A 12,400-nucleotide genomic window follows, 5' to 3' on the forward strand; every position below is an offset into this window, starting at 1 on the left:
ACCCCTCATCGAAACGAAACGGTTTCGTTCGTGTTCTGGGTCACGCCGGTCCGGATGACATGCGATGTCACGAGTTACTCCGATCCGTCCGCGGGAAAAGCATGGGGAGGTGAGCTATCTGCGCCTGCCTCATCTCCATGACGACCTGCTGTGCTTCGTGGCCGAGGACGACCTGTGGCTGGCTCCTCTCGACGGCCCCGGCCGCGCCTGGCGCCTCACCGTGGACCGCACCAAGACCGGCCATCCCCGCTTCGCGCCCGACGGCCGCCACATCGCGTACACGAGCTGGCGCAGCCTGGTCCCCGAGATCCACCTGGTCCCGGTGGACGGCGGCCCGGGCCGGCAGCTCACCCACTGGGGCTCGGCGGACACCCAGGTGTGCGGCTGGACCCCCGACGGGGTGATCCTCGCCGTCGCCTCGCACGGCGAGCCCTTCTCCCACTACACCTGGGCCTACAAGGTCCGTCCCGACGGCGATCCCGGCCGCAAGCTGCCCTGGGGCCCCTGCTCCGACATCCAGGTCGCCGACCTCGACGACGAACGCAGGACCCTGCTGCTCACCGGCACCCCGCCGCACGAACCGGCCTCCTGGAAGCGCTACCGGGGCGGCGCCACCGGCAGGCTGTGGCTGCACTGCGAACGCCTGCTCCCGGACATCGACGGCCATCTGGCCTCCCCCATGTTCGTCGGCGGCCGGATCGCCTTCCTCTCCGACCACGAGGGCGTCGGCAACCTCTACTCCTGCGCCCACGACGGCTCCGACCTGCGCCGGCACACCGACCACGACGCGTTCTACGCCCGGCACGCCGCCAGTGACGGCACCCGGGTGGTGTACCAGTGCGCGGGCGACCTGTGGCTGGTGGACGACCTGGCCGCAGGCTCCGAGCCGCGCCGACTCGACGTACGGCTGAGCGGGCCGCGCCCCGGGCGCCGCAAGTACCAGGTGCCCGCCGCCCAGCACGTCGACGGCGTCTCCGTCGACGAGACGGGCCGCGCGAGCGCCGTCGTCGTACGCGGCAGCCTGTACTGGCTGACCCACCGGGACGGCCCGGCCCGCACGATCACCGACACCGCCGGGGTACGGGTCCGGCTCCCGGAGATGCTCGGCTCGGTCGGCCAGGTCGCCTATGTGACGGACGCGGAGGGCGAGGACGCGATCGAGATCGCCTACCTGCCCCGCGCGACCGGCGACCGCGACCCGCGCCGGCTGGCCTCGGGCGACGTGGGCCGGGTCCTGGAGATGGTCTCCGACCCGGGGGGCGAGCGCCTCGCCATCGCCGCGCACGACGGAAGGCTGCTGCTCCTCGACGCCACCGAGGACTCCAACGGCGAGGTCACGGAGCTGATCCGGTCGGTCAACGGGCCCGTGCGGGACCTGGCGTTCTCCCCGGACGGGACCTGGCTCACCTGGTCGCATCCCGGGATCGGCCGCTCCCTGCGCCAGATCAAGCTGGCCCGCATAAAGGACCGCCTGATCGTCGACCTCACCGGCGGCCGCTTCGAGGACGAGAACCCGGTGTTCACCCGGGACGGCCGCTACCTCGCCTTCCTGTCCTGGCGGGGCTTCGACCCGGTGTACGACGTCCACACCGGGGACCTGTCCTTCCCGCTCGGCTGCCGCCCCTACCTGGTGCCGCTGTCCTCCGCGACCCCCTCCCCCTTCGCCCTGAACCCCGAGGGCCGCCCGGCCGCCGGGGGCCTGGACCCGGTGGAGGACGACGAGGGCGACGGCGGCGGCGCGACGATCGTCGAGGTCGAGGGCCTGGAGAGCAGGGTCACCCCCTTCCCGGTCGCCGCCTCCAAGTACTCGGCGCTGTACCCGGTCTCGGGCGGCGGTCTCGTCTGGCTGCGCTGGCCGATCTCGGGCGCGCTCGGCGAGACGTTCGCCAACCCGGACGACACGACCGGGCGGCCCACCCTTGAGCACTTCAACATCAGCAAGGCCAAGAAGTCCGAACTCGTCGACCACCTCGACTGGTTCACGGTCAGCGGCGACGGCACCCGGCTGGTCGTCGTCGACGAGGGCGACCTGCGCGCGGTCCCCGCCACCGAGTCCGGCGACAGCGACTCCATCGTGTGGATCGACGCCCGCCGCATCCTGCACGAGGTGGATCCCGCGGCCGAGTGGCGGCAGTCGTACGAGGAGGCGGGCCGGCTGATCCGGGCGTACTTCTGGGAGCCGGGCATGTGCGGCATCGACTGGGACGCGGTCCTCGACCAGTACCGGCCCCTGGTCGAACGCGTCGCCTCCCCCGACGACTTCGCGGACCTGCTGCGCGAAGTGCTCGGCGAGCTCGGCACCTCGCACGCCTATGTCACGGCCGCCCGCCGCAACGAGGGCCCGCCGCACTACCAGCGCTGGCAGGGCCTGCTCGGCGCCAACTTCGTACGCCGCGACGACGGCTGGACCATCAGGCGCATCCTGCCCGGCGAGTCGTCGGACTCCAAGGCCCGCTCCCCGCTGGCGGGCACGGGCATCCGGGAGGGCGCGGTCCTCACCCACGTCGACGGCCGCCCCGTGGACCCGGCCGCCGGCCCCTATCCCCTGCTGGCCGGCGCCGGCGGCACCACGGTGGAGCTGACGTTCACCCCGGCGGAGGGCGTGGCCGGCCGGGCGCGCCGGGTGGCCGTGGTCCCGCTGATCGACGAACGCCCCCTGCGCTACCAGGACTGGGTCGCCAAACGTCGTGAGGTGGTGCGGGAGTTGAGCGGCGGCCGCTGCGGCTATCTGCACATCCCCGACATGGGCGGCTCGGGCTGGGCCCAGTTCAACCGGGACCTGCGGATGGAGGTGTCCCGGCCCGCGCTGATCGTCGACGTACGCGGCAACGCGGGCGGCCACATCAGCGAACTGGTGGTGGAGAAGCTGACCCGCACGATCCTGGGCTGGGACCTCACCCGCAACGCCCAGCCGGTGTCGTACGCCTCCAACGCCCCGCGCGGACCCGTGGTCGCCCTGGCCGACGAGTCGACCTCATCCGACGGCGACATGATCACGGCGGCCTTCAAACTCCTCAAGCTCGGGCCCGTCGTCGGGCAGCGCACCTGGGGCGGAGTGGTCGGCATGACCGGCCGCCACCGCCTCGGCGACGGCACGGTGATCACGGTCCCGATGAACGCGGCGTGGTTCGACGCGTACGGCTGGAGCATCGAGAACAAGGGCGTCACCCCCGACCTGGAGATCCTCCGCACCCCCCTGGACTGGGCGGAGGGCCGCCACGCCCAACTCACCGACGCGGTCGAACTGGCCCTGGAACTCCTGGAGTCCAACCCGGCGGCAACACCCCCGGACTACTCACACGTACCGGACCGGTCACGTCCGAAACTGCCGCCACGTACAACCCCCTAGGGGCGCGGGGAACTGCGCGAAGCCCCCCCCACCGGCCCCGCACCCGACGACGCACCCCTCAAGGGCAACGCAAAACGCGGGGCACCCACCGAACAGGGGGCACCCCGCGTCGCGTTCAGCGCGGCGACTGACTACCGGTCGTAGTCCTGGTCGAACCGCTCCTCGTCCTCACGCATCCGCTCGGGCTCGCGGTCGCGCTCCGGCCGCTCCGGACGCTGGGGGCGACCCCGCTCCGGCTGGCCCTGCGGACGACCCCGCTCCGGCTGGCCCTGCGGACGGCCGCGCTCCTGCTGACCGTGCTGGCGCGCACGCTCCTGGAGCTGCTCGGACTTCTCCTTGAACTGGTCCTTCATGCCCATGTGGGTTCACTCCCGTAGTGGGTGGGGATTGGCCCCTCGGTGGGGCCTCGACCAGATTCACACGGGCGATAACCCTGCGCATGTCGATCAGTTACGCCGCGTAATACGCTCCTGCTCATCGGCCGCGCCACCCGCTCCGACCAGCCCCGTGCGCATGCCTTCAAGCCGGTCCGCGAACCGCCGCATCTCCCGCTGCCCCACCGTCCCGATGAGCGCGGGCAGATACCCGCGAACGCCCTGCATCCCGCGCAGCCACCACTGCCCGTACACATGGCTGGAGCGCCGCTCGATCCCGGCCACGATCCGGTCGACCGCCGGCCCCAGCGGATACGTCTTGTTCGACGGCCACGGCAGCCGCTGCCTCAACTCCCGCATGACGTCGTCCTGATCGGCCCCGCGCACCATGTCGGTGTCGGTCCAGGACAGATAACCGACCCCGACCCGCACGCCCTTGTAGCCGACCTCGGCCCGCAGGCTGTGCGCGTACGCCTCCACACCCGACTTGGACGCGCAGTACGCGGTCATCATCGGCGCCGGCGTGATCGCCGCGAGCGAGGCGATCTGGAGCAGATACCCCCGGCTCTCCATCAGCACCGGCAGGAACGCGCGGGCCGTCACCGCCGACCCGATGAGGTTGACCTCGATGACCCGCCGCCAGGCGTCCGGGTCGGAGTCGACGAACGGACCGCCGGTCGCGACACCCGCGTTGGCGACGACGATGTCGACCTTCCCGAACCGCTCCTTGACCTCCTGCGCCACGCGCGCCATCGCCTCGTGGTCGGTGACATCGGCGTACCAGTGGTCGCTGTCGCCGTGCAGCCGCTCCGAGACCTGCTTGAGGGCGTCCGCCTCCAGCCCGACCAGCGCCACCGAGGCACCGCGTGCGGAGAGCTTGCGCGCGAGCAGCTCTCCGACGCCCCGCGCCGCGCCGGTCACGACGGCGACCTGTCCTTCGAGGCTCACCTTGCTCATGCGCCCTCCTTCACCTGCGTGTTCTTCGTGGCCTTGGGGGATGTGGTGACGAGTTCCCGTATTTTCGCGGTCACCAGCTCGGGCGCCTCGACCGGCGTCATGTGCCCGAGGCCGGGCAGTTCGGTGACGTCGAGGAGCTGCGGCAGCGCGGCGGCGAGGGAGCGCGTGTGCACCGGCGGCGTCATCCGGTCGGCGCTGCCGACGAGCACCGCGGTCGGCACCGTCAACTGGCGTACGCCGTGGTCGAGATCGAGCAGGTCGAGCACCTGCGACCAGGCGTGGCGCACCTTGCGCGGGCACGCGTGCACGATCCGCGCGCACGCCTCCACCATGTGCGGGGCCGAACCGGGGCCCATCGTGGCGTACTTGAGGATCGCCCGCGCCACCGGCGTGACCGGCCCGAGCGGCGCCCGGGAGCCGAGGACGCGCGCGGTCAGCCAGGTGCGCAGCCGGCCCGCCCGTATGGGTATGACGGTCGACTCGGCGACCAGCCGCGAGGCGCCGGTGCTGCACAGCAGGACGGCGGCTGCGTGTTCACGGAACCCCGGGCGCGCGGCGGCGGCCATCACCGTCATGCCGCCCACGGAGTGCCCGGCTATCACGGCCTTCTCGCCGGGTGCGAGGGTCTCCTTCAGGACGGCTTCCAGATCGTCGGCGAGGGCGTCGGCGGTGCAGGCAAGGCTCGCCGGGCTGCGGCCGTGGCCGCGCTGGTCGTAGGCAATGACGCGGTGGTCGACGGCGAGTTCGCGGATCTGCGCCGCCCAGAAGGCGGTCGAGCAGGCCCAGCCGTGCGCGAGGACGACGGCGGGCGCGTCGGGGTCGTCGACGCGGCCGTGCACCTCGACGTGCAGCCGGGCGCCGTCGGCGGACACGACCGTCAGCTCACGGGCGGGGGCGGGCGGGGCGTACGGCCCGGAGGCGACGTTCATCAGGCGGCTCACGCGGTCACCTCCGCGCCCTCGCCGGTCTTCGCGCTCTCGCCGGTCTTCACGCTCTCGCCGGTCTTCGCGCCCTCGCCGGTTTTCATGCCGTCGCCGGTTTTCACGCCGTCGCCGGTTTTCACGCCGTCGCCGGTCTTCACGCTCTCGCCGGTCTCCTCGCGCGCGCCGGCGGACGCCCGCACCACGGCGTACTCGGCGAGGTCCACGCGCCGGGTGGCCCGCCGGAACTCGCTCGTCGTGCCCGGCCAGACGGTGGTGTTGCGGCCGGCCGCGTCCAGGTACCAGCTGGTGCAGCCGCCGGTGTTCCACACCGTCCGCTTCATGCGCTCCTGCACCCGCCGGTTCCAGGTGTGCACGGCGCTGGGCCGCGCGTCGAGGGCGACCCCGCTGCCGAGCAGGCCGAGCTGCCGTACGAAGTCGGCCATGTAGTTCAGCTGGGACTCGATCATCAGGATCATCGAGGAGTTCCCGAGGCCGGTGTTGGGCCCGATGATGGTCATCCAGTTCGGGAACCCGGCGGCGGAGGCGCCGCGCAGGGCCTCCATCCCGCCCTTCCACACCTCGGCGAGGGTCTTGCCCTCCGCACCCACCACGCGCTCCGCGATGGGCATGTCGGTGACGTGGAACCCGGTGCCGAAGACGATCGCGTCGACCTCGGCCTCGGTGCCGTCGGCGGCGACGACCGTCGAACCGCGGATCTCACTGAGCCCGCTGGCGACGACGTCCACGTTGGGCCTGGCGAGCGCCGGGTAGTACGTACTGCTCAGCAGGATCCGCTTGCAGCCGATGCGGTAGTCGGGGGTGAGCTTGGCGCGCAGCACCGGGTCCTTGATCGCGCGGGCCATGTTCCGCTTGGCCATCTGCTCGATGAACCCGAGCTCGTTGGGGTGCTTGGTGAACGCCTGGACCTGGAGCTCCCGGATGCCCCACAGCAGCCCGCGGCGCAGCCGGCTGGTCAAGGGCAGGGCCCGGTGCAGGGAGCGCTCCGCGCCGCTGATGGCACGGTCGATGCGGGGCATGACCCAGGGCGGGGTGCGCTGGAAGAGCGTGAGCCGCTCCACCTCGGGCTGGATGGAGGGCACGATCTGGATGGCGGAGGCGCCGGTGCCGACCATGGCGACGCGCTTGCCGCGCAGGTCGAAGTCGTGGTCCCAGCGGGCGGAGTGGAAGACCTTGCCGGGGAAGGTGTCAAGACCGGGGATGTCGGGCGTCTTGGGGTCGGACAGCGGCCCGGTGGCGGAGACCACGAAGTCGGCCGACAGGTTCCCCGCGCTGGTCTCGATGTCCCAGCACAGCCGCTCGCCGTTCCAGGTCATCCGCTTCACCTCGGAGTCGAAGCGGATGTGCGGGCGCAGCCCGAAGGTGTCCGTGACGTGCTCCAGGTAGGCACGGATGTGCTCCTGCCCGGAGAATGTGCGCGGCCAGTCGGGGTTGGGCGCGAAGGAGAAGGAGTACAGGTGGGACGGCACGTCGCAGGCGCATCCCGGATAGCTGTTGTCCCGCCAGGTGCCGCCGACGCTGCCGGCCCGCTCCAGGACGACGAAGTCGGTCACGCCCTCGCGCCGCAGCCGTACGGCGGCTCCCAGCCCGCCGAACCCGGACCCGACCACCGCGACCCGCACATGTTCGCGTTCGGCCATGCCTGTGCCTCCACACTCGAACCGGAACCATGCCAGTGAACACTGGCGCAATGGGGAGAGTAGAGGAGGTCCGTACCGACCGGTAGGGGGTGGGGCGAGGAAAGTTACCGCCGGTACGATTTAAGGTGCCGGGGTGACCGAGAAGCGTGAATACCGCATGGAGGAGCTCGCCCGACTGGCCGGCATAACGGTGCGCACCCTGCGCTTCTACCGAGAACGCAAGCTGATCCCGCCACCACGCCGCGAGGGCCGCATCGCCTGGTACGACGAACACCACCTGGCCCGGCTGCGCACCATCGCGGCCCTGCTGGAGCGGGGGCACACCCTCACCGGCATCGCGGAACTGGCGGAGGCCCTCGACAACGGCCGCGACGTCGCCGACGTCCTCGGCGTCACCCCGACCGAGGAGGAGCCGGTCCGCCTCACGCCCGAAGAACTCGCGGCCCGCTTCGAGGGCCAGGTCACCCCGGAGAACCTGGCCGCCGCCCTGGACCTCGGCTACCTGGGCACCGACGGCGACGAGATCGTCCACATCAGCCGCCGCCTGCTCGACGTCTCCTCGGCCCTGGTCCGCGAGGGCATCCCCCTCGCCGAGGTCCTGTCCGCCGGCAAACGGGTCCGCGAACACGTGGACGCCCTGGCAGAAATGTTCGCCGAACTGGTCCTCCGCCACGCCCACGAGGACGACCTCCACCGCCTGCGCCCACTGGCCCGAAGCGTGGTGGAGGCAGAACTGTCGTTGGCACTGGACCGCCGGTTGCGAAAGCACGGTTAGCACCCGAGATCACCTCGCGCCTCAACTGTCCGACAGTTCATGGACATTCACACCATTGAGGCACTTTTACCGTAGTCCCAGGCGAAGCCGCGTTCGCACTCCGAGAGTGAGATCGAAAAGGCCCCGGCGACTGTGCGACCAGTCCCGGGGTATGGCCGACACTTACCAGGAGCGTCGACGTGCCCGAGCGTAGTCCTCAGCCCTCACAACCGGCGTCAACTCCCACCGAACATCCGCGAGCTCTTGGAGCTGTGCGTCTCAGCACTCTGACCGAAGTGACCACCTCACCCGGCAGGCAGCGCGCCTGCATCCAGCAGTGCACCGACCAACTGGGCTTCAGCCTGATCGCCGAAGCCGCGGATCTGGGGGTATCCGCACGCAAGATGTCTCCCTTCGAGAGGCCCTCGCTGTCGCCGTGGCTGCGGCGCCCGGACGAGTACGACGCCATCGTGTGGTCACATGTGGACCGTGCCGTGCGTTCCGTCGCCCATATGTCCGAGTTGATCGAGTGGGGTCAGCGGTGTGCGATCACGCTGGTCTTCGGGATGTCCGAAGAGCGTCAGCCACTCGTGGTCACGCCGCAGGCGGACGGCGATGCCATTCGCCGCTGCATGAATCTGGCCTACGCCGCCGAACAGGAATCTCGCGCCCTGTCCGCTCGGCTCACCAGTGCCCACGAAGCACTGCGCGCGACGGGCCGATACGGAGGCGGCCTTGCTCCGTTCGGGTACAAGAAGGCCCCGCATTCCTCCGGCGTCGGCTGGTGTCTCGCTCCCGACCCTGAGACCGTCACCGTTGTCCACGCGATCGTGGACGACGTGCACTCAGGGCTGTCTCTGGTCGCCATCGCCCACAAACTCGAAGCCGCGGGCGTACTCGTGCCGCGCGATCGCCATGCCCAACTCCAGGGACGCCCCACGGGTGGTCGGCGCCACGGCCGCGACTTCGACCGATTTCGCTGGACGGCAGGCAGCCTGTCCAAAATCCTGCGCACGCCGACTCTGATGGGGCACCGGGTACACAGGGGAAAGACCGTCCGTGACGCCGAGGGCTCACCCGTACTGATCGGCCCTCCGCTGCTCACCGAAGTGGAGTTCCAGGCCCTCCAGGACACCCTCGACGCCCGTTCCAACGGAATCCACCCCCAGCGCCGAGCGAAGTCGCTGTTGATCGGGGTGGCGCACTGCGCCGGATGCAACGGTCGCATGTACTTCGCCGCACGGAAGGCCTACGCGTACGGCGACTACGCCTGTCGTGCGTCGGCCCGCGGCACGACTTGTGCCGCTCCTGCCGCCATCCGCGCCGGCTGGCTCGACGAGTACACCGTCAGCCGCTACCGCGAGGCATACGCCGTGGACGGCGAGGTGACACGGGAACGACTCATCCGGGACGGGGTTCGGGTCACAGTCGCCAAAGGACGATCGGGCGGCGGACCGGAACGGCTGGCAGGCCCAGACACCTCCCGATTGACCTTCACGGTCGGGTCACGTCCCTGACCTACCCGCGATGCGCGTGGGGGTGTGCAGGGTGTCAGCACACCCCCATGGTCCAAGTCACATGTCGAAGACGACAGTCACGGGAGCGTGATCCGACCACCGTTCGTCATGACTGGCGGCTCGCTCCACGAAGGCCTTGGCCGCCCTCCGAGCAAGCCCCGGGGTCGCGACGGCAAGATCGATCCTCCAACCCGTATCCCGATCGAAGGCCCGCCCCCGATACGACCACCAGGTGTACGGCCCCTCCACATCCGGATGCAGCGACCGCACGACGTCGACATAGCCGCCCGCCGAAGGATCGAAGACCTCGGTCAGCCAGTCGCGTTCCTCCGGCAGGAAGCCGGAGTTCTTGGTGTTGCCGCGCCAGTTCTTCAGGTCGGCGCGCTGGTGGGCGATGTTCCAGTCGCCGCAGACGAGGACCTCACGGCCGTCGGCGGCGGCGCGCTCGCGCAGCTCCTTCAGGTGGGCCAGGAACTCGCCCATGAAGCGGACCTTCTCGTCCTGGCGCTCGGTGCCGACCTCGCCGGAGGGCAGATAGAGCGAGGCGATCGTCACACCCGGCAGGTCGGCCTCGACGTAGCGCCCGCTGTCGTCGAACTCGCTCGAACCGAATCCGACCTGGATCCGGTCCGGCTCACGGCGGGTGTAGAGGGAGACACCGGCGCGCCCCTTCGCGGCGGCGGGCGCGTGCACGACGTGCCAGCCGTCCGGCGTACGGACGTGCTCGGGCAGTTGCTCCGGCTCCGCGCGCACCTCCTGAAGGCACAGCACATCGGCGTCGGTACCGGCGAGCCACTCCACGAAGCCCTTCTTCGTGGCGGCCCGCAGCCCGTTCACATTCACAGAGGTCACAGTGAGCACCACGGCACCCTACCGGCACACTGGACGGTGTCCGATATTGGAACCTCTTGATCTTGAATTGATATACGGTATTCAGCATGCATATACAGCACGTCCCCTTCGACCACCCCGACGCCGTCAAGCTCAGCGACCAGGTCCAGGCCGAGTACGCGGTCCGCTACGGCGACGACGGCGACGCCACGCCCCTGGCCACGGCCGACTTCGACCCGCCGAACGGCCTGTACCTGATCGCGTACGACGAGCAGGGCATCCCGGTCGCGTCCGGCGGCTGGCGGGCCCAGGACGACAACGGCGAGGGCAACCGGAACGGGGACGCCGAGCTCAAGCGCATGTACGTCGTCGAGGCGATGCGCGGCCGGGGCCTGGCGAGACGCATCCTGGCGGCGCTGGAGGACGACGCCCGGACGGCGGGCCGTATCCGCATGGTGCTGGAGACCGGCGCCAAGCAGCCGGAGGCGGTGGCCCTGTACAGGTCGAGCGGCTACGAACCGTGCGGGAAGTTCGGCTACTACCGCTTCCACGACCTGAGCCTGTGCTTCGCCAAGGCGCTGTGAGCGGTCACTTCCCGGTCGCGTTGATGCGGTACACGTCCCGCACGCACAGGTTGAGGACGACCGCGGCGACGACGAGCCCGGCGCACGCCACCAGCACGGTCCGGTTGTCCCACAGTCCGGCCGCGAGCGCGGTCAGCAGATAGCCGAGCGGAATCGCCAGCCGCTCGCCGACGCTGTTGAACGCGCCGAGCCGCCCCAACTCGCCCTGCGGCACATGCTGCTGAAACGCCGTCGCCCAGGCGACGATGGCCACGTCGAGACCGATCCCGGCGAGCAGCGTGGCCAACAGCACCCAGGGCAGCGGCAGTCCCCACCCCATCGCCAGCAGCGGCGCGGCCAGGGGCGCGCCGCCCGCGACGGCCACGGCCAGCAGCCGGTACGGCCGCCAGCGCAGGCACACCAGCGTCCCGGCCAGCAGCCCGGCCGCGAACGCCCCCTGCACCAGCCCCCAGTCACGTGCTCCCGCGTACCGCTGCGCCGCGACGACGGGGCCGAGCAGCTGGAACCCGGCGAGCCACGCGGCGACGAGGACGCTCCCGGCGGCCGTATAGGTCCACAGCCAGGTCCGCGACCAGAAGCCCGCCCATCCCTCGCGCAGATCGGTCAGCGCGCTGGTGACGGTGACGGGCGCGTCCAGGCGCAGCCCGAGCAGCAGGACGGCGGCGACGGCGAAGGTGAGCGCGTCCCAGGCCAGCGCCCAGGCCGGGCCGCTGACCGCGACGACGACACCGCCGACGGCCGGCCCGAGCACTTTGACGGCGTTGCCGGGCAGCCGCAGCACGGCGTTGGCCTGCTGCAACTGCTCCGCGGGCACGATCTGCGCCACGGCTCCCTGGTTGGCGGGCACGGTGAAGGCGACGGCCGTGCCGGAGACGAAGCCGCAGACGGCGACCGAGGTCGTCGTCGCCTGCCCCAGGGCGACGATCACGGCGAGCGAGCCCTGGGCGGCGGCCGCGAGCAGATTGCCGAGGAAGAGCATGCGGCTGCGGGACATGCGGTCCGCGAGCACGCCGCCCATCACGAGGAAGACGATGGTGGGAATGGTGTTTGTGGCGAGCACCACACCGAGGTCGCCGGCTCCGCCGCCCTCGCCGATCACGGCGTAGGCGAGCGCGAGGGGCGCCATCGCGGACCCGGTGGCCGAGATCAGACTGGCGGTCACGAACCGCCGGAAGGCGACTATCCGCAGCAGTGTCGTGCGCCCGGTCGGTAACGGTGCGGCGGTCTTCTCCACGCTCCCCCTCAGGACTGGGCTCCCGGCCTCTTGGGCGCAACAAAAATCCCGCCCGATCAACCGATCGGACGGGATCTCGCCAACTCCCGGGTTTCCCCGGGGAGTCGTTGCTGTGGACCTGAGGGGATTTGAACCCCTGGCCCCCTCGATGCGAACGAGGTGCGCTACCGGACTGCGCCACAGGCCCTTGCAACGAGTGAAACTTTAGCACCCCGATCG

Annotated in this window: 10 protein-coding genes and 1 tRNA gene; 4 read left to right on the forward strand and 7 right to left on the reverse strand. The window is 70.8% G+C overall.

Features of this window, described 5'->3' with window-relative positions; translation table 11 throughout:
- Positions 1-109 precede the first annotated feature (109 nt).
- On the forward strand, positions 110-3,349 hold the full coding sequence (locus PGH47_RS18050) for a S41 family peptidase (RefSeq protein WP_271664284.1): 3,240 nt from the start codon (positions 110-112) through the stop codon (positions 3,347-3,349).
- 131 nt (positions 3,350-3,480) lie between these two features.
- On the opposite strand, the gene PGH47_RS18055 is transcribed toward PGH47_RS18050, so the two are convergent.
- The 4 genes from PGH47_RS18055 to PGH47_RS18070 all read right to left on the reverse strand — a co-directional run bounded on the left by PGH47_RS18055 (position 3,481) and on the right by PGH47_RS18070 (position 7,261).
- Positions 3,481-3,708, reverse strand: coding sequence for a hypothetical protein (locus PGH47_RS18055; protein WP_107905865.1), 228 nt, complete (start codon positions 3,706-3,708; stop codon positions 3,481-3,483).
- 87 nt (positions 3,709-3,795) lie between these two features.
- Positions 3,796-4,680 (reverse strand): SDR family oxidoreductase, encoded by an 885-nt coding sequence (locus PGH47_RS18060; protein ID WP_030945741.1) that lies wholly within the window; start codon positions 4,678-4,680, stop codon positions 3,796-3,798.
- Positions 4,677-5,621, reverse strand: a complete 945-nt coding sequence (locus PGH47_RS18065) for an alpha/beta fold hydrolase (protein ID WP_271664285.1) — start codon at positions 5,619-5,621, stop codon at positions 4,677-4,679. Before PGH47_RS18065 ends, PGH47_RS18060 begins: the two co-directional genes overlap by 4 nt.
- Positions 5,618-7,261, reverse strand: a complete 1,644-nt coding sequence (locus tag PGH47_RS18070) for a flavin-containing monooxygenase (RefSeq protein ID WP_271664286.1) — start codon at positions 7,259-7,261, stop codon at positions 5,618-5,620. The genes PGH47_RS18065 and PGH47_RS18070 overlap by 4 nt, the downstream gene beginning before the upstream one ends.
- Positions 7,262-7,394: 133 nt before the next feature.
- Here PGH47_RS18070 and PGH47_RS18075 point away from each other — a divergent pair, with 133 nt between their 5' ends.
- Together PGH47_RS18075 and PGH47_RS18080 are read left to right on the forward strand one after the other, a co-directional pair.
- Entirely contained in the window at positions 7,395-8,036 is a 642-nt protein-coding gene (locus tag PGH47_RS18075) for a MerR family transcriptional regulator (protein WP_125524516.1), read from the forward strand.
- Between the two features lie 275 nt (positions 8,037-8,311).
- Positions 8,312-9,532 (forward strand): recombinase family protein, encoded by a 1,221-nt coding sequence (locus tag PGH47_RS18080; protein ID WP_271664287.1) that lies wholly within the window; start codon positions 8,312-8,314, stop codon positions 9,530-9,532.
- A gap of 57 nt (positions 9,533-9,589) precedes the next feature.
- On the opposite strand, the gene PGH47_RS18085 is transcribed toward PGH47_RS18080, so the two are convergent.
- Positions 9,590-10,393 carry an exodeoxyribonuclease III gene (locus PGH47_RS18085; protein WP_271664288.1) on the reverse strand — a complete coding sequence of 268 codons (804 nt, stop codon included), beginning with the start codon at positions 10,391-10,393 and terminating at the stop codon, positions 9,590-9,592.
- 77 nt (positions 10,394-10,470) lie between these two features.
- On the opposite strand from PGH47_RS18085, the gene PGH47_RS18090 reads away from it, so the two are divergent.
- A complete protein-coding gene (locus PGH47_RS18090; RefSeq protein WP_271664289.1) occupies positions 10,471-10,947 on the forward strand; it encodes a GNAT family N-acetyltransferase in 477 nt (158 codons plus the stop codon).
- A gap of 4 nt (positions 10,948-10,951) precedes the next feature.
- On the opposite strand, the gene PGH47_RS18095 is transcribed toward PGH47_RS18090, so the two are convergent.
- Positions 10,952-12,181, reverse strand: coding sequence for an MFS transporter (locus PGH47_RS18095; protein ID WP_271664290.1), 1,230 nt, complete (start codon positions 12,179-12,181; stop codon positions 10,952-10,954).
- A gap of 113 nt (positions 12,182-12,294) precedes the next feature.
- Positions 12,295-12,368: transfer RNA gene (locus tag PGH47_RS18100), tRNA-Ala, on the reverse strand.
- Positions 12,369-12,400 lie beyond the last annotated feature (32 nt).

This window comes from Streptomyces sp. HUAS 31, from assembly GCF_028198125.1.
Lineage (GTDB): Bacteria > Actinomycetota > Actinomycetes > Streptomycetales > Streptomycetaceae > Streptomyces > Streptomyces chartreusis.